The organism is Aliihoeflea sp. 2WW (assembly GCF_000497755.1).
Taxonomy (GTDB): domain Bacteria; phylum Pseudomonadota; class Alphaproteobacteria; order Rhizobiales; family Rhizobiaceae; genus Aliihoeflea.
In genome coordinates this window covers 371,274-389,439 of sequence record NZ_AYOD01000001.1, presented here as the reverse complement: position 1 = coordinate 389,439, position 18,166 = coordinate 371,274, and the positions used below count along the sequence as shown (strand labels likewise).

Here is an 18,166-nt window from a genome sequence, read left to right as displayed (position 1 = left end):
ATTCGTGAGGCTCGCTACTGACGGCAGAGCCCAGGCCCGAATGCAGACTGGCTGCTTCTGGCGTGAGCCATCACGGCAGCGGTCGCAATCACTTGGCTGAGAGATCGAGAGCGGCCGTTACAATGTCGATCCGGCGCGACGCTCGAGTCAATGCAACATAGATATCTTCCTTCGTGGCGGGCTCAGTCAGGAAAATCACCGAATTTTCATACTCCAAGCCCTTCGCGAGGAGGGTGCTGGTGACGATCTTATAGCCATAGCGTCGGCCGGCATGGCGGCGGCGTTCCTGCACATGCCAGGCGCAGTCCAGCAGCGACGGGCTTCCGGGCAGGCAGCGCAGCTGAAGGCTTTCACGGAGCGCAAAGATGAGTTCACCGCGGAACATACGCCTTCCATTCCGGAATTCGTCGAGCAGCGCGATGATCGGCTCCAACTTGTCACTCGTCACGATCGCCAGGGCTGCGGCTTCGGGCGCCGTGAGGGACTTGCGGATCTGCTTGCCGCTGTGAATTTTGCTTATCCGGCGTAGGAAAGGCGTCTTGTTTACCCCGACAATCGACCGTTGAAGCAGTCCCATGACGAACGTTAAGCGATCCATGCCAGCCGTTGCCTCAATCGTTGAGCAGGCTGTCTGCAAATCCTTGCATTCGATCGTCTCGACGTTTTGAGCATGTACCCGCTTCGCCAATGCCGCACGCATCCGTTCGCTGCTTTTCGAGCCTATAATGGCGAGCCGGTTGGCGTCTGACAGGCTACGATGGCCACAGGCCTTTTTCTCCAAGGCCCGTAATCGCCCGGGTTCGTCCAGGTGGTGAACCTGGACACAGGCTGGCACCTTGCGCAGGTCGATCGCCTTGCCTGCGAGTAGGTCGGCCCGCACGATGCGAAGCCATTCGGCAAGACGATCATTCTGTTTGTTCTTCCAGCGCCACGGCGTGCCCAGCTCGTCGAGTTCAGGAAAGGCCGGCAGTACGTCTTCCTGCCAGCGCACGGTTGCTTCGCCGCCAAAATCGAAGATGCTCTGCAGCGGATCTCCGAAAATGAGGGTGGGCACAAGTCTCGATAACAACACCACGACCGCGTGTTGGTCAGCGCTACAGTCCTGGTATTCATCCACGAGAACGAGACCGTAAGATGCTTGGATCACCCGGTCGATCGAGCGGCCGTCGAGCAGCTTCCGCGTAGACGCGTAGACCGTCGACCACTGATGCCCACGTGGAGTCACCAGTCGTGGGAAACCCGACGTGACCGGATAGGCGGCCGCGTACCTCAAGGACCAGGCGGCAATTGTTTCGAGCTGGTAGCGATCGGAACTCACGCCCTTTTCCCGGAGGCGCTTTCGGAGCGCATCGACGCCGGCGAGGGTATGGGTGAGCAGCAGACAGCGGCAGGATGTTTCCGCCACGATGTCGGCGATGGTTTCTGTCTTGCCGTAGCCAGCCGGCGCCACCACCGAGCCGTTGCCTTTCTCTTGCAGGGCCATCCGGATCCGGTCAGGAATTGTCATCGATCCAGCTCCGAAGAGCGCTCACCGTTTCCTGCAGTCCCTTTCGCGCGTCCTTAAGATGCGGGCCGAGGATCTTTTGCGCTATATGCTCCGCCTTCGCGATATCCTTATACCAAGCTCCATGCAGGACCTCGCTGTCGTTTCTCTTCTTCCCCTTTGCCCTAGCTGCTAAGGCGTCGAGAACGGTCGCGTCGCTCAGGCGGGCTCTGACCTGATCGATGGAAGTGAAGCGATCATCCGCTTGCCGGGGCTTGTTGGCCGCGTCGAGAATAGCTGACTGTTCGAGGAAGGTGAGGGTGTAATCGAAGAGCATCTCGACGGCGGCCAGGGGCAGCTGGTGAAACAGGACATCTTCCGTTGAACAACCCTTATCCCAACGAAACACGGCGACACCCGCCTTTTCCAACTTGCCAAGAATCTCGGTGTCCGCAGGATCCTGATCGGAATCCAACAGTAAGCCCACCTGGTAACCCAGGCCGCAGAACTGTCCCGCCAGCGCTGGGGCATTGTCGACCCCGCCCCCGTCAGCCAGCGCGATGCCTTTGAGAGCCAGGTTGTCGAAATGCAGGGCGACCCAATAATCATCCAGTCCCTTCAGGAGGCCGACTTCGGTCTTTCCCTCACATATGAGCACTGTGGGAGCCAGATATGCTTCAGGCATCGAACGAGGGGGCGCCTGGGGATCCCGCTTGCTATATCTCTTGTTGGCAGGCCGAACCGTCACCTTACCGTCCTCCGCGCGGCGGACGACATGCAGATCGTGAACACTCAGCTCGCGGATAACAATGGGCGAATGCGAAGTGATGAACACCTGAGGACTTACGCGGTCCTTCGATTTCAGGTGCTTGAGCAGGCGAACGATCCGGTGAGGCTCGAGCCCGTGCTCGACTTCGTCGATGATGGTTAGGCATAAGGACGATTTGGAGTAATCCTGCAAGGCCGCGACGAGTAGCCTTGCCGATCCCATGCCCAATGCACGAAGGGGAACTTGCCCATCGTGAATGGCGACGCTTCCCTTTGCAATAGCAAGGTTCTGCACGTCCAGACCGGCAGCGATCGTACCCGGCAGTGCGAGGCCCACCTTCTTGGCAGCCAGCTTGACGCTCTCGAGGCTGCTTTTGAAAAGCGCCGCCGCCTCGGTTTTGAAATGATTGCGGGCAAGTCGGCCAGCACGGGCGAGAATGTCCTGGGTGCCCGCGGCTCCTTCGCTCATGCGGGCAAGTGTGGAATTCCGCCCCCAGCTCAGATGTCGGTCCGCATAGACACCCAAGCGAGCCGGGGCAACGCTTGCTCTGTGCGCATAAGTCAGCGAGCGCTCTTTCATGTCGCCTGCAGCAACACGCTCATTCCAAAGCGTCCACGTTCCCTCAAGGCCCTCATCGATGCTGAGCATGATTGATAAGGCATGTTGGCCCTTCTCGGGCAAAGGAGGTTCGTCGACGACCTTTCCATCGTCAGAGATGCCCCTCAGATACGGAGCATACGTCGCATCCGAAATGAATTCGTCCGGCAGGTCAGTTAAAGTAACAATGATTTTGGCGACTTTATTGAACTCGCCTCCAAAAAAATCGAGATCGTCGAAACTCAAGGTGTGGCGAGGTGAAAGCGCCAGTTCGACGGCATCCAAAATTGTAGTCTTACAAGAATCTCCTGGACCGATCAGACAATTGACCCCTAATGCAGGCGCCCAACATAGTTCTTTTATCCCTCGGAAATTCTCAATTTCTACGTAGCCGACGCGCATATACTTTGCCCCCTGTTCTAGGTTAGGTTGAGGCTGTAGCGACGTCAAACGAAATGCCGCAAGAGTTTAGATGCACCTCCACTGTCCAAATGGCTATACACGATGGCAGTGCTGGTGATGAGCTAAAGATAGATCGGAATTCGCCATCTCCGACCCAAAGTCCGAACACTAATCGCGGTCGAGCTCGGGTCCGCTGTCTCGTGCCCAGGATTTCGGACCGCTCAGAGGCGCCGATGGACGAAGACGGCCTGTTGTTGGATGAGGCCGCGGCCCTCGATGCTCTGATGGCGCGCTGCCCTGAAATCACAAAGGACGTGAACGCGGCGGCGATATGAGATTGTCGTCGGCGTGACGGCGACCTGAACTTACCTAGGGATCGATCCAGCCGTCGAGCTGCGGGTCTGGCTGCTTCATAGCTTGTTCAATAGCCTCACGCTCGGCAAGTATTGCTGCGCGCCGCTCACGCAGCAGGGTGACGAGCTCGGCCGTATCGACCGTTGCGCGCTTGAGCCAACTGAGCAGGCGATCGCAGGTGCCGAATAGCAGCGGCGGGCGCTCATGGACCAAGAATGCCAGCACCTTGACCGCGTTGTCCTGCATCTCGCGGCCGTCGACATCGTCGGGCAAATCGAAGGCAATCTTGGCCATCTCCAAGGGCAGAAAATCGTTCTGCAGTCGGTCCAGCATGCCGCAAAGATCGCCATTGTCGCTCAGCCAATGTCTCAGATCGGAAATGTCGTCGAGGATCGCGGGCGACGCCTCGGCCATCCGGTCGAGCCACCGGCTATATTCGTGCGAGTCGGCGGCGAGGCGGAGCAGCGTTGCCCAGGCCTCCGGCATGAAATTGCCGGTGAACCCGACCTTGATCCTCAGCAGAATGCTCAGTGCGTGTTCGGCGTTCTTGGCGCCCAGGTCGGCGACGATGCGCGCCACACGCTTGCCGTCGCCGTTAAAAGCAATGTGTTCCCACGCGAGCTCGAACAGCGGGTGGTCCGGCCGACGCGCGATGATCTCCACAACCGGTTCCCATACGGCCTCGCCGCTGTGATGCGTGCCGAGCCACCACAAGGGCTGAGGCTGGCCGCTATAGACATGGATCGCAGCCTCAATCAGCGAGGGCGGCACCATATCGATCAATCGCGTGGGCGGCTGTGAAAGGTCGATGCCTTCCGGGAGCAGCGTCACGACGACCGCGTCGGGAACCTCTGAGCGCGTCAGGGTAACAGCCTGGAGCCAGCGATCATCCGAGCGACCGCATTTCAGACGCTCAAAGACCGCGGCGCGTTCGTCGTCACGCAGCAGCGACCAGTGGTCTATGAGGTCGGCCATGAAGGTGATCTTCGCGCCGGTTCCCGTGAAATCGAGCAAGCGCGTGACCCGGGATTCACGGCGTTCCGGCTCCGCCGCGGTCGCCTGCAGCAGGATCTCGGTGACACCGAGCGAGAACTCGCTCGGCAAGCGCCCGGCACGTTCGTTGCGCTCCAGCCAGTCGATCCAACCGTCGCAGAGAGCGACGAGCGATGACGGCGAGAGCGCGCCGAGTGCGTTGCGTGCGACGGCAAACAGTCTTGCTTCGATGAACGCGGCGTTGTGCGGCAGGGCCGCCATTACGACCGGCATGAGCCGCTCGAATATCGGCCAGGGCGGGTGCTCGCCCGTATGTTCTTCGCGATCGAAGACGACGAGAAAGTCGAGCATCGCGGCTGCGGCTGCGACGTTGTACGCGAGAGCCGCGAGACCGTCGAGGTGCCGCGCCCGCCGATCGGCTGAGCTGGCCTCCCAGCCCCGTACAGCGCCCTTAAGCGCCGCGAGCGCGCAGCTTGGATGATCGTCGGCGAAGATGCGGTCGAGGATCTCGTCGTCACCTATTCGTGGCCGGCTCAACCAGAGTTTTGTCGCCTCGGCACGCAACGCGGCCTCGTCATAGCTAAGCAGGCGCCCAACCATCGTAAGGGTCATGGCCTCGGGAGAGGCGGCCAGGAAACGCAGGGCGGCGGCGGCGCGCTCGGGGCCGACCAAGCCCTCGGGCGCATCGAGCAGGGCTAGTTCGGCCGCGACCTCGCGGCGGCGGACGGTCCGGAAGGCGCGTTCGAAATAGTCGGTCCCGAGCTGCTCGCCATAGGGAAGATGCGCCTCGCCCTCGCTCCATTCGAGGTCGTCGAGCGTCACCGACGTGACCGAACTAATCCATCTCGGCAGCTCTCGCTGGGTTTCGGCGGGTAGGTCGGACAGACGGTTGACAAGGAAGCCGAAGCAGAGATCGCGCGTCGCTGGGAAGAACGAGCGCAGCCCCTCAGTGGCCTGCTCAACGAGGGACGCGCGCGCGGTCGGACGCGCTTGGAGCCGGTCGAAGATCCAGTCGAGATTGCGCGCGGTGGCGCGGGAAGTCTGCGGCGACAGGCAGAACAGCCCGCGTTGTAACGCGGGACCGATGGCTTGTGCGGCGTGATGGGTCGGCGCCTCAAGCAGCGTCTCGGCCGCGGCGCGGTAGAAGGGATGCGCGAAGCCGACGGTCGGCTGTGCGTCGATCGTGACAAGCCGTCGTCGTTCGAGGGCGTCGAGGCCCGTCTGTTCGGCGAGGGCAAGCTCGGGAGGCTCGTCATAAGCGGGAGGGGGCGCCAGCGGGATCGGCGGGCCGCCCATCGTAATCATCGTGCCCAGTGCCGCGCGCTTGCCTGGCAGGCCCGCGCCGCCGCTGCCGCGCACATAGGCCAGGTCGACAAGCCTGATTGGCTCTCGTGGCGCGGTCGCCACCGCGAGGCTCACCGCGAGATCTTCTAGCCCGTCGGCAGCGAGTGTCCGGCCGAGCTGGGCGGCGTCTTCGCGAGCTAGCCGGGCGACATCGGCGATCGACGCAGACGCAAGGAGGCGATCGTTGTTGGCGGCGAGGTGCTCAAGACAGCCAGGCTCCAGCAATAATTCGCCGGTCCTGAGCGCGTCGGCGACGCGCGCGCGCAGCGCAGCGTCCACGGCGAAGGTCGCCGCCAGCGCCTGCCACAAGCTGACCAGAAACGCCGTTTCGAGCTTGCCGATGTCGCGCCAGCGCCGGTGCGCCGTGATGGTCTGAGCGAGCGATGCTGTTCGGTTGGTCGCGAGCAGCGGTTCGAGCCCTTGCGCGACGAGGAGCTTGCGTTGCGGACGGGTGTGGCCAATCAGATTGGAGAGACGCGCCAGCGACCGGGTCGCCTGCGCCTCGACTTGCGCACCCCCGAGGGGGTCATCAAGAAGCGCGAGCCGCGGCGCTGCTCCCGGTTCGAGCAGGAAGCGCTCCGCTGACTCTACGTCGACGAATTCCTGCACGTCATAGCCGTGCGGCATGAATTCCGCCGCAACAAAGCGGGCCGTGTAGCTCTTGCCGACCCTGGGCGTCCCGGACAGCAAGAGGACGTTGTCCTGCGAGAGAGCGTCGACGAGAGCGGCTTCGTCGCCCCTCGCAAGATAATCGGTCGGACGGATCGGCGGCGGCGAGGCCCGCGCGAGGATGCTCCGTAACAGGGGGAAGGCGTCCGTTTTGTTTGCCTTGGCCTCGCCAATTGCGGCGCGTAGCCTGAGCAGGACCGCCGCTGTGCGGTCACTGGGGATCCCGTGGTCACGCCTGAGGCGCTCCGCGCAACGCGTCTCTAGCCCGTCCTCGTCCGTCTGGTCAAAGATAAGAGTTCGGCGGAGCGCCTCGCGGATGGCCGCAGGGTCTGCCGATGCGGCGAACGCCGCGTTGTGCGTTTGTCGTTTGGCGTAAAGCGCGCCGCCGTCGCTGCCCGCCACGTCTGCGATGGCGAAGGCGGCGAGCAGCTCTGCGGCGTCTGTCGCTTTGATGCGCGACACGTTGTGTTGCTCGCCATGCCAGGTGCTCGCACCGCGATAGACCGCGCTCGCATCATCGGCACGGCCGGTCATCACGAGGAGGGCGAGACAATCAGGATCGCCGATCACCCGCTCGAGGAGCGTCGGGGCAGCGCGCCGCGGCGGTGCGTGGGCGAGGCATGCGGCGACGTCGGCGAGCGCAACTGTGCCCGCTGCGCCTTTCACCTGGATCTCGCAGCGGATCGGCCGGCCGTAAGCGGTGAACCTAAGTTCGGCGTCCTCGCCGCCGTCAGGCTCGACAAGCAGTGTGGCATCGTCGTGCCCGCAGAACCGCAGCATGATCTCGATGCAGACCAGGTCTTGAAACGCGAATTTCTGCGGTGCGGTGATCGCGATCGACATAGAGTCCCTATCTGGCCGACTTAGTGGTGCGCTCTAGCCTGGCTTGCGACAGCCGGAATTCCGAAACGCGTTCGATAATCGTCAGGAACTCGGCGACATTGTCGAGGGCTGGTTCGACTTGATAGAGCGGACATGTGCGCTCTTCGTTCAGAGGAAAGCCGACTTTGCAAGGCTTGGTCGTGCGTTCGAGCCGGGCATAGCGCGTTGGCTGATCGTCGACCGGCAGACCCTCCTGCTCTAGGCGCTGCCAGTAGTTCTCCAACGGGTCGCCGTCGCGAACGAGGGTCCGAGGCTCACTGAAGAAGCGATGGCAATCCGAACTGCAGGTGTCCTGCATCTCGCCGCCAAGCTGGTCGAGGATCGGCATCAGCAGCGTTTCGACGACGTGATCCGGTACCGCCTTTCCGTTTACGTTCCGTACGAGCGTGAGAACATGGTCGGCGACGGCCTCAGCGCGTGCGTGTTGAAGTGTTGCGAGGAGGAGGTAGGCGAAAGCGCGGATCATGGCCGAGCTGTCGACGCCCGCCCGCGTCGCACGTAGGAAAAGGTAAGGAAGATTGAGCAGCCCGATCTGGAGCGTGTCGAAGACCTCGTCGGCCTGAGCGGCGCCCGCCCATGGCCTTGCGTTGATCGAACCGTGACCGAACTCGTTGATGACCAGCGCCATCCGCTCGAGCGGGCCGATCGCGAGCGAAGCTCGGTTCGCCCATATGTCCTTGAGGGTCTTGGGTGTGGTGTATTCGAGCCGGTTCCAGAACCGTTCGCGGAGCGCCTCGAGTTGGCCGGCCGTGCTTAGCGCTTCAGCGAAGAGCCGCAGCACGACCGATGGATGTCGCGAGAACTGGCGCTCGAGGACGTCCTTGTCCCAGAGCTTGATGCGGGGTCGCGGGTTCGCTGCCTGCCAGCTCTTTACCCAATCTCGGGTAGGATTTGTAAACGTTGTGTTGGTGATGATGACGAGGCTCGCCAGGCCAGCGGGCGCAGCGTTGACGACGGCGTTTTTCACCGCCTCAGCTTCGAGCGTGTCGCGCCTGCCTTTGCATTCGATCCACCAGCGTTCGGCTTCCATTTCGCCGTCAGGCGCTGGGACGAAGAAGGTGGCCTCGAGATCGCGGCCTCCGTCAGCAGCGCCGCCGCCGCTTCCACCGGTTCGCCATTCCAGATCTTTGGCGCCAAGCGCATCGAACAGCCAGTAGATGCACTCTTCGAGGTCTCGCGCTTTTAGGTCAGCGAAAGGGATTGCAGTGGGCAAAATCCACTGGGTAGCAGAATTCTCTTTGATACTATCCCTCACTCCAATCGGCCTCCCGGTTTCCGACCCAGCATCAACTCGTTGTAGGACGAATGTTGTTGTCGCGCGAACTTGTTCACCAAAAGCTGGCACAGTCGCTGGACTAAACAGCTAGATGCCGCGCTGCCCATGGTAGCGTTCCATCTTCAGTTTAGGAGACTGGCGATGTGCACGGGCGACGTATGTCCGCTTCAGGGAGGCCGCCCAAAGCGACTGAACGTCCGAGATGGGGGCGCCTTCCCGACGTTGGCTGGCAGCGCCTCGAACGTTCAGTTTCAGGCGCAGGCAAAGTTTGCCCAAACGTCCAGAACGGGGCCCGAAGCTTCCTTTCCACTAAGTCGTCACCACCCCTTTCTCTACTTCGTGCCTTCTAGGGCTTCGCTTGAAACGGCCAGATCGCTCAGCTGTCTTGAGTTGAAGGACCCGTTTTCGTAGCGATACCCGCGCGGGTTACACACGACCCGAATCTCATGGATTCGATAGTTGCAGCTGTCTTGCGCGTGGCCGTGGATCAAGAGATCCGGCCTGCCCGCTGGGATCAGGACCCCGAGATCGGACGCGGCGTTGCACGGTGTGGTCGAGTTTTGCGTGGCAGGTGGGGGCGACGACCCGTCGGCAAGGATACGGCCTCGTGCGCCGACGCGAGGAAACAGCCGCGACTGATCATCGATCCTTGCGGCAACCTCCGGCACGAAGCGCATCCACGGCTTCTTCTGCAGCTATTGCCCTGTAGTCGTTCATGCGGTCACGGGCATTCATCATGGCCAGGTGTTGATGGCCTTCGATCCGTTAGTCAGTCCAGAGCGTCGCGGCGAGGAAGCAGACGCCACCGATTGTCACCATGTCCTGCTCGAGGAAGAGGACGTTGGCGAATCCTTCCGCCGCGCGCCGTCCTTCTTCCAGACCCTCCTCGATCGAGTCCTTGTAGAACTCGTGGTTACCGGCGACGTAGATGCATGGCATTGCGGGTGCGATGTGTTCCGCCAGACAGCGCGCCGTTGGCGACGCCTCGACAGAGCTCGCCGGCCACGACGCAGACGTCGGCGTCGGGTATCGCGAGCGTCTTTCATGTAGAATCATCGACGCCTTGTACTTCACCGCCGCCTTCTGACGGAGGACCAGCGCGCAAGCTCCCTCATATGATACCGCGAGGCGCTGATGGATTCGCCCCGCCAGTTCCTTGTCCATGGTGAGGAGCATCGTGAGGTCGGTAGTCGGCAGGTGCAGCGGCGGCAGCGCCGTCCCGAACCCCAGCACCGTCTCCATGCGCAGGGCGAGTTCGTTCGCCTGCGCGAGATCGCTGAACTCGGGCCCGCCGGAATAAGCAGATACCGATCCAACCAGGACTTCCTCGGCCGCCCGCCCAGCCAGCATGATGATGAGTTCGTTTATCAGGCGCGTCTCGGTCGCCTCGTCATCATCGTCGGGAATCCACGAGACGCCGCCGCCGCGCTCCCGGGCGAGGTCCAACATGATCAGCTCGAGGGAGCAGGCATCGAGCTGAATCCTTGCCACGGCATGCCCGGCCTCGTGGATGGCGAGCCGGTAGAGGAGCGCGTTCGATGGCAGCGCGCGTCGCCCCAGTGAGGAGTGACGTTCCGAGCCGGCGTCTCCACTTGCCTGATCCGCTGTGGTCGAAGGATTCGTCATTGCTGCACCTGCGACTGATCGCGCGCTGCGATCAATCCTTCGACGAGCCGTTCCAGCCTGCGGATCGAGCCCCCCGGCCAGGCTTCGCCGAGCGCCGCGCGCTCGACCCCATCGAGGGGCGTCGCCCAACGCCGGTCGTGACCGGTGTCTTCATAAAGCCGCTGAAGGATCCGGTGCGCCAGCATGTCGAGGTCGTCGGGGCCCGGATCTGGAAAGCGAATGAACCGGCACCGGTCCCGCAGGACAGATGGAATCGGCCCAACGCTGTTGGCCGTCATCAGCCAAACGACGAAACTCAGATTGCAGTGGGACTCGACATAGGGGTCGTGCCAGCGCTGCGCGGTCTCGTTCTCGAGCAGCCCGATCAGGACATCGTGCGGGTTGCCGTTGTTGCGGTTGGTGCCGACCTTCTCGATCTCGTCGAGGATCACGCATGGATTGGCGACGCCGTGCCGGCGGATGGACATGATCGGAATGCTGGGCTCTCCGGACGACCAGCGCCGCGCCGTGCCACCGATCGCGCTGTCGCTGAGCCCGCCGCACGGCACGAGTTCGTAGGGCAGGCCGACGACCTCCGCGAAGCGGCGGGCGAACCGCGTCTTTCCGCATCCTGGCGACCCGACCAGCAATGTCGGCCGCAGCCAGACGTGGTCGCGGCCGATCATCGTCTTCAGCAGGGCGTCGACGATGCCGGCGGCGTAGGGAAACTCCGCGATGAGTTCTTCCCGCGCAAGCGAAAGGTCGGGCGGGGCGCGCAACGGAACGGGCTTGCCGATAAGGGAAGCGAATTCCTTGACGACCTTCTTTCCTTCGGACGTCGTTTCATTGCCGATCCCGGTCAAGATCATCACGCCATCGATGCTGGGGCGCGGGGACGGAACGCTTTCGTCGTCAATGTCGCTGTCGGACGTCTCGCTCCCGAGGCCGAAGTCCTCATCCTTCTGCTCTGCTTTCTTGACGTCGCTCTCCGCCAAGCGCTCCTCCAACTCACGCTCGACGGCACGTTGGAAGGCGCGCCGGAACTGCTGGCGTGTGCGCTGGAGTTCGTGATCGGTGCGAGTGTGCGAGGTGGCGATGGCAACGCCGGTGTCCTTCCATCCCGCTATGCGCACGGACAAGGCACCCCAAGCGAGCGCATCCCAGGTCAGCTCGGGAAGTCTGTCGTAGCGGCCGTCGTCGAAGGCACGCGCCGCGGCCTCGGCGGCGACCTGCGCCATGGCATCCTCTTCCCCGAACCAGGCGCGGTAGATGCGGCAGCGCAGTCTGCAGGCAGCGACAGGAAACCGTTTTGCGTCCTCCACCTCGGCGATCACGTCCTCGAGGACAGTCACCGCTTCCAGGCAAGGATCGACGGCGAGTTCATCGAGGCAGGCGAGGATACTCGCAGGTCCCAAGGTCGCCCGCTTCTTAGCAGCGCGGCCCAACCGGCTTGCATATTCGCGGATATCCTCGATGAGGCGGTCCTTGAAGAAGGACATGCCGCGCAAGAGCTCTTCTTCCGACGGCAGATGCACCCCGGCCACCGCTGCGGCCAGTCGGCGCTGGAAATGGCGGTCGTTGCCGATGTCGTCAGCGATGATCACGATCCAACTCCCCGACCTGAAACAGGGGCGCGCTGGTTGAGCCGGTACCAGCGGGAATAGGTCCTGGCCCAGCCAGCCTCCGCGTCGAGGTACCATAGCTCGGACGTGCGGATAGCCCGATCATGGCCTACGAGGACGGGGTGTCCCCCGACGAGGCCTTCGAGGCAAACGGACGGCCGGACCGTCGGGGTCCACTGGTCGAGGGTGGGGGCTGATCCCTGGACCAGGTCTTCCGGCAGCCGGCCACCAGAGATGGCCCGCAGATCGGCGGCGAGCGCCGACAGCCGCTCCGCCATCTCGGCCAAGGATTCTTGTTGTGGGTTGTCGCTCGTGAAGGTGACCATGGCATGGCTCCGGGATATCGCCGCCGGCCCGAATGCTTGGGTGCGGCTGGCGATTCGCTTCGTGAAGAGCTCTGCCATACGGCGTCGTAGGGGCCGGCGTCCACCGGCCCGAACAGGCGTCACGACGCCTGGAGTCTTGGACACGGATTGGCTACAAGTCGCTGATGCAAGCTTCCTACGATCTCCTGCGCGCCGCGCGCTCCGCCCTTGACATGTCAACGACCGAGCTCTGCCAGAGGGCTGGCATCAGCAAGCGCTCGCTCGTGCGCATCGAGGCAGGAGAGCCGGTCGGGCTCGAGGTTAGCCTGCGCGTCCAGAAGGCGCTCATCGACGCAGGGGTCGAGTTCCTGCCGGAAATGGACAGCGCTGGAGAGGGCATTCGTCTGCGGCGGGGTTTCCCGCGGCGGATCGGCTTCCAGATTGGTTTTAGCCCCTGACTTATCCGGAAGTGTTGCAAGCCTTCCGCTGGGCTTATAATGACCGTGCTCGTTGCTGTGGGCAGCGAACTTAGTAACGTTTTCGTTACCGCGATTGGGATACTAGTCGGGTCCAAACTGGGATACGCGCCGTTCGTTAGGCAAACGACTCCGCATTAAAAGTCAACGGGTTAATTGAAGTTTGACGCCTGCTTCCGGCGCCATCGACGCACGCTACCCGCTCCAGATTCTATCCTTTAGTGGGATACGATCCCGCCACATTCGCCCAATCTGCCCAGCCGGTCATCGACCGCCGCAAGCCCGCGTGCCAGCTTCAGGCGCAGGGCCTGCAATTGACGGCGCGCTTCGTCAGAAGGCTCGTTGATCAGCAAGACAAGGGCGTTCTCGATCAAGCTGTCGAGCGGCATCCCCGACAATCTGTTTTCACGAAACTGGGCATCGAGGACACTCTCTTCGAGCCCGTCGGGGCAGGGGAAGACGACCCCGTCGGGATGACAGAGGATCGAAATGGTCAGTTCGGAAAACACTGCCGTCTGCAGCGCGGCGCGGCAGACGCGATAGCTTTCGCTCGTTCCGGCGTTGCTGTGCAGGCCCAGCAATGAAAGCGACTTGCCCGGAGGCGTCTGCAGATCGGCCACCCAGGTGGTCACATCGCGATTCGATTGCCTCATCGAAATCTTCCGAACGGGAACAATTGCGGCCGACTATCAAATGTTGGTCGCGGAAGGGCAAGAGGCGACTTGCGGAGCAAGGGGCTGCATGATCACTTTTGGTGTCGTTTCGCCTCTGCGAAAGTCGAGGCCAGCCCCTTGATCGCAGGGCCGGGACGCTCCTGGCTGCTGACGACGCACCCATCCTGAATCTTGATCCAGGCCGAATTGTTGAGAACCATGCCGCAACGCGCCAATTGCGGGGCGCAGGGAATGTCGAGGCAGACGACTTGGCCCTGGCCGAAAACCAGCCCGTTCGCGTTGCATGTGGGACCGGCTGAAACAGTCGGTTCGGCTGCGGCACCGACAGTCATCGTTGCAATGAGCAGGGTCTCGAACATGTCTCGATCATAGCACAAGACATGACGCTGCGTCACGTCACGCGGCGCGGGACAGGCCCATGTCGAGATCGATCGCCACCGGCACATGGTCCGACGGCTTTTCCCATGCACGCACATGCTTTTCGATGTCGGAGGAGCGCAGTCGCGCCGCGGCCTCGGGCGAGAGCATCTGGAAATCGATGCGGATGCCGTTGTTCTTCTGCCAGGCGCCCGCCTGGTAGTCCCAGAAGGAATAGGCATCCCGCGCATCGGAAACGGACCGGAAGGCGTCGATGAAGCCCAGATTCTCCAGACGCCGGAACGCCTGACGGGACTCGGGCTGGAAAAGCGCGTCGCCCAGCCAGTTTTCCGGATGACGTGCATCGAAAGGCTCAGGGATGACATTGTAGTCGCCTGCCAGAACCAGCGGCTCCTCGAGCGCCAGCCGCGCTTGCGCCCAGCGTTCGAGCCGTTCCATCCACCCGAGCTTGTAGGGGAATTTCTCGGTGCCGACCGGGTTTCCGTTCGGCAGGTAGAGCGAGACGACCCGCAGCGCACCGCGGTCGGTCGAAAACACGCCCTCGATGAATCGCGCCTGCATATCCTCATCGTCGCCGGCAAGGCCGCGATTGACCTCGTCGAAGCGCAGCTTGGAAAGGAGCGCGACGCCGTTGAAACCCTTTTGGCCGTGCGTCTCGACATGATAGCCGAGCGCTTCGATCTCCAGCCGCGGGAAATTCTCGTCGACCGACTTGATCTCCTGCAGGCAGGCGATGTCGGGCTGGCTCTCACCGAGCCAGTGCAACAGGTTGTCGATCCGCGCCTTGACGCCGTTGATGTTCCAGGTCGCGATCTTCATTCAGATGGCAAAGCTCGTGCCGCACCCGCAGGAAGCGACGGCGTTCGGATTGCGGATCTGGAAGGACTGGCCCATCAGATCGTCGACGAAATCGATCACCGACCCGCCCATATAGACGAGCGAGATCTCGTCGATCAGCACCTTGCCGCCGTCGCGTTCGATGACGACATCGTCGTCGTTCTGGCTGTCGACGAGATCGAACGTGTAGGAAAAGCCCGAGCAGCCGCCGCCTTCGACCGCGACGCGCAGCGCCGTCTTGCTCGGCTCGTCGCGCAGGATCGCCGCCACGCGGGCGATCGCCGCATCGCTCACTTCGACGGATTTCATGTCGGTCTTGGCGTCCATGCCCATGGCGTCACCTTGCGTTCGCATTCGCACCATAGGTATGAAGCCGGCGGGGACAAGTCAACGAAGCGGCAACGGGTGACGGCAAGGTGAACACGACCGAGATCGGTTTCGGCTACCGGCCGCGCGCAGCCTATGCGAGCGATCCGGCGCAAACGCGCGGACGCCTTGTGCCGGAGCCCGAAAGCGCGACGCGCACCCCGTTCCAGCGCGACCGCGACCGCATCATCCACTCCACCGCGTTTCGTCGTCTCAAGCACAAGACGCAGGTCTTCATCGCCCATGAGGGCGACCATTTCCGCACGCGGCTGACCCATTCGATCGAAGTCGCCCAGATCGCCCGCGCTTTGGCCCGCGCGCTGCGCCTCGACGAAGACCTCGCAGAAGCCGTCGCGCTCGTGCACGATTTCGGCCACACGCCCTTTGGCCATACGGGGGAAGACGCACTCGACGAGAAGATGCGGCCCTGGGGCGGCTTCGACCACAATGCGCAGTCGCTGCGCATCGTCACCGAACTCGAGCGCCGCTACGCCGATTTCGACGGCCTCAACCTGTCGTGGGAAACGCTGGAAGGCCTCGTCAAGCACAACGGCCCGCTGCCCGGCGACATTCCACCCGCCATCACCGAATACAACCGACGCCACGACCTCGAACTCGACCGACACGCCGGCCTCGAAGCGCAGGCGGCCGCCATCGCCGACGACATCGCCTACGACACGCACGACATCGACGACGGCCTGCGCGCCGGGCTGATCTCGCTCGACATGCTGGAGGACGTGCCGCTCTGCGCCGGAATCCTCGCCGGCGTGCGCAAACAATACCCCGCGCTCGACCCCGTCCGCACAGCCCACGAACTGATGCGGCGCCAGATCACCTTGATGGTCGAGGACGTCATCGCAACCGCAAGCGCCAGGATCGAACGCCTCGCGCCCCGATCCGCCTCCGACGTGCATGCCGCGGGCACGACGCTCGTGACCTTCTCCGAACCGATGCGACGCGCCGAAGCGGAATTGAAGACCTTCCTTTACGGGCACTTGTATCGCCATCCTCAAGTGATGCGCGTACGCGCCTCCGCGGACCTCATCGTCCGCGATCTGTTCGATCGCTACATGGCCGACGACACAGCCTTGCCGGACGACTGGCGCGACCCGCGCGCGCTGCTCGACGAAGCCGCACGTGCCCGCCATGTCGGCGATTTCCTCGCCGGCATGACCGACACCTACGCGCTGCGCGAACACCGCCGCCTGTTTGACCACACCCCCGATTTGGGCTAGGGCCGCGCCATCGCGCGCGGGCCTCGCGCCGCGGAATTCATCTGACGAGATTGGCCATCGATGAACATCTTCGCCGAATTCAACGCACGGATCGAAAAGATCGTGCAGAGCTTCGACCTGCAGACGGAGACGGGCTCGGTCGATCTTTCGCGCGTGACCGTCGAGCCGCCGCGCGATCCGAGCCACGGCGACCTCGCGACCAACGCCGCGATGGTGCTGGCGAAACCGGCGAAGACCAACCCGCGCGCGCTGGCCGAACGCATCGCCGAAGCGCTGAAGGCCGACCCGGACGTCGCCGCGGTCGATGTCGCCGGCCCCGGCTTCGTCAATCTGCGCCTGAACGACACCTTCTGGCAGGCCCGCCTCGGTGAGGTCCTGGACGCGGGCACCGATTACGGGCGTTCCAGCCTTGGCGCCGGCCGCAAGGTCAATGTCGAATACGTCTCGGCAAACCCCACTGGCCCGATGCATGTCGGCCATTGCCGCGGCGCCGTCGTCGGCGATGCGCTGGCCAATCTGCTCGCCTTTGCCGGCCATGACGTCACCAAGGAATACTACATCAACGATGCCGGCGCGCAGATCGACGTGCTCGCCCAGTCGGTGATGGTGCGCTACCGCGAGGCACTCGGCGAGCGCATTGGCGAAATCCCCGCCGGGCTCTATCCGGGCGACTATCTCGTGCCGGTCGGCCAGGCGCTGGCCAAGGAATTCGGCCACAAGCTCCTCGAAATGCCGACCGAGGAAGCGCTCGCCATCGTCAAGGACCGCACGATCGACGCCATGATGGCCATGATCCGCGAGGACCTCGCCGCGCTCAACGTCCACCACGACGTCTTCTTCTCCGAACGCAGCCTGCACGGCGCGAACGGCGGCGCGATCCTGTCGGCGATCAACGACCTGACCCTCAAGGGCCACGTCTACAAGGGCAAGCTGCCGCCGCCGAAGGGCCAGTTGCCGGACGACTGGGAAGACCGCGAACAGACGCTGTTCAAGTCCACTGGCGTCGGCGACGACATCGACCGTCCGCTGATGAAGTCGGACGGCCAGTTCACCTATTTCGCCGCCGACGTCGCCTACATGAAGGATAAGTACCAGCGCGGCTTCGAGGAACTCGTCTTCATCCTCGGCGCGGACCATGGCGGTTACGTCAAGCGGCTGGAAGCGCTTGCCAAGGCGCTGGCCGGCGACAAGCTGGAAGTCACCGTCCTGCTGTGCCAACTCGTCAAGCTCTTCCGCGACGGCGAGCCGGTGCGCATGTCCAAGCGGGCAGGGGAGTTCGTCACCCTTCGCGACGTGGTCGACGAGGTCGGCCGCGACGCGATCCGCTTCATGATGCTCTACCGCAAGAACTCCGAACCGCTGGACTTCGACTTCGCCAAGGTCACCGAGCAATCGAAGGACAATCCGGTCTTCTACGTGCAGTACGCCTCGGCGCGCTGCCATTCGGTATTCCGCCAGGCCAAGGAACAGCTCGGCACGGACTGGATCGACGAGGCCGCGATGAAAGCGGCCGCCCATCGCCTCACCGACGAGGGCGAACTGGCCCTCATCCGCAAGCTCGTCGAATATCCACGCCTGATCGAATCGGCGGCCCTTGCCCAGGAGCCGCACCGGCTGGCATTCTATCTCTACGACCTTGCCAGCGCGCTCCACGGCCACTGGAACCGCGGCACGGACAACAATGACTTACGCTTTATTAAGGTTAACGACCCAGAATTGACGCGTGCCAGGCTCGGAATGGTGCAGGCGGTGTCCAACGTTCTTTCGTCGGGGCTCGCGCTGGTCGGGGCGGATGCTCCCTCCGAAATGCGCTGATTGCCTCTAGGGAAAGTGTCACCTTTTGCCCACATTGCCTTGGTAGCGGCCAAGATCCATTGAGACGTCGCCGGCGTCCGACCG

General features: G+C 63.0%; 14 protein-coding genes. 3 read left to right on the top strand and 11 right to left on the bottom strand.

What is annotated here, in order from left to right; translation table 11 throughout:
- Positions 1 to 88 precede the first annotated feature (88 nt).
- From ALII_RS0101935 to ALII_RS22605, 7 genes are all read right to left on the bottom strand, one after another.
- On the bottom strand, positions 89 to 1,507 hold the full coding sequence (locus tag ALII_RS0101935; RefSeq protein WP_081718864.1) for a UvrD-helicase domain-containing protein: 1,419 nt from the start codon (positions 1,505 to 1,507) through the stop codon (positions 89 to 91).
- Positions 1,494 to 3,251: an ATP-binding protein gene (locus ALII_RS0101930; RefSeq protein WP_024585651.1), complete on the bottom strand. Its 1,758-nt coding sequence runs from the start codon at positions 3,249 to 3,251 to the stop codon at positions 1,494 to 1,496. The genes ALII_RS0101935 and ALII_RS0101930 overlap by 14 nt, the downstream gene beginning before the upstream one ends.
- A 369-nt stretch (positions 3,252 to 3,620) precedes the next feature.
- Entirely contained in the window at positions 3,621 to 7,454 is a 3,834-nt protein-coding gene (locus tag ALII_RS0101920; protein ID WP_024585650.1) for a hypothetical protein, read from the bottom strand.
- 7 nt (positions 7,455 to 7,461) lie between these two features.
- Entirely contained in the window at positions 7,462 to 8,748 is a 1,287-nt protein-coding gene (locus ALII_RS0101915) for a restriction endonuclease (protein ID WP_161632223.1), read from the bottom strand.
- Between the two features lie 786 nt (positions 8,749 to 9,534).
- The gene (locus ALII_RS21475; protein ID WP_024585648.1) at positions 9,535 to 10,395 is read right to left on the bottom strand and encodes a hypothetical protein; all 861 of its coding nucleotides are present in this window, start codon (positions 10,393 to 10,395) and stop codon (positions 9,535 to 9,537) included.
- Positions 10,392 to 11,978, bottom strand: a complete 1,587-nt coding sequence (locus tag ALII_RS21470; protein ID WP_024585647.1) for an AAA family ATPase — start codon at positions 11,976 to 11,978, stop codon at positions 10,392 to 10,394. Before ALII_RS21470 ends, ALII_RS21475 begins: the two co-directional genes overlap by 4 nt.
- Positions 11,975 to 12,322, bottom strand: coding sequence for a DUF6634 family protein (locus ALII_RS22605; RefSeq protein WP_161632222.1), 348 nt, complete (start codon positions 12,320 to 12,322; stop codon positions 11,975 to 11,977). The genes ALII_RS21470 and ALII_RS22605 overlap by 4 nt, the downstream gene beginning before the upstream one ends.
- 164 nt (positions 12,323 to 12,486) lie before the next feature.
- Between ALII_RS22605 and ALII_RS0101895 the strand changes: the two genes are divergently transcribed.
- Positions 12,487 to 12,759: a helix-turn-helix transcriptional regulator gene (locus tag ALII_RS0101895; RefSeq protein WP_024585645.1), complete on the top strand. Its 273-nt coding sequence runs from the start codon at positions 12,487 to 12,489 to the stop codon at positions 12,757 to 12,759.
- Between the two features lie 236 nt (positions 12,760 to 12,995).
- Here the strand turns inward: ALII_RS0101895 and ALII_RS0101890 are convergent, their stop codons facing one another.
- The 4 genes from ALII_RS0101890 to erpA all read right to left on the bottom strand — a co-directional run bounded on the left by ALII_RS0101890 (position 12,996) and on the right by erpA (position 14,999).
- Positions 12,996 to 13,430: a hypothetical protein gene (locus ALII_RS0101890; RefSeq protein ID WP_024585644.1), complete on the bottom strand. Its 435-nt coding sequence runs from the start codon at positions 13,428 to 13,430 to the stop codon at positions 12,996 to 12,998.
- Positions 13,431 to 13,522: 92 nt separating this feature from the next.
- Positions 13,523 to 13,810: a hypothetical protein gene (locus ALII_RS0101885; RefSeq protein ID WP_024585643.1), complete on the bottom strand. Its 288-nt coding sequence runs from the start codon at positions 13,808 to 13,810 to the stop codon at positions 13,523 to 13,525.
- A gap of 37 nt (positions 13,811 to 13,847) precedes the next feature.
- On the bottom strand, positions 13,848 to 14,648 hold the full coding sequence (gene xth / locus ALII_RS0101880; RefSeq protein WP_024585642.1) for an exodeoxyribonuclease III: 801 nt from the start codon (positions 14,646 to 14,648) through the stop codon (positions 13,848 to 13,850).
- Positions 14,649 to 14,999: an iron-sulfur cluster insertion protein ErpA gene (erpA, locus tag ALII_RS0101875; protein WP_024585641.1), complete on the bottom strand. Its 351-nt coding sequence runs from the start codon at positions 14,997 to 14,999 to the stop codon at positions 14,649 to 14,651.
- Between the two features lie 83 nt (positions 15,000 to 15,082).
- On the opposite strand from erpA, the gene ALII_RS0101870 reads away from it, so the two are divergent.
- Both ALII_RS0101870 and argS read left to right on the top strand, forming a co-directional pair.
- The gene (locus ALII_RS0101870) at positions 15,083 to 16,267 is read left to right on the top strand and encodes a deoxyguanosinetriphosphate triphosphohydrolase (protein WP_024585640.1); all 1,185 of its coding nucleotides are present in this window, start codon (positions 15,083 to 15,085) and stop codon (positions 16,265 to 16,267) included.
- Between the two features lie 60 nt (positions 16,268 to 16,327).
- Positions 16,328 to 18,082, top strand: a complete 1,755-nt coding sequence (gene argS / locus ALII_RS0101865; protein WP_024585639.1) for an arginine--tRNA ligase — start codon at positions 16,328 to 16,330, stop codon at positions 18,080 to 18,082.
- Positions 18,083 to 18,166 lie beyond the last annotated feature (84 nt).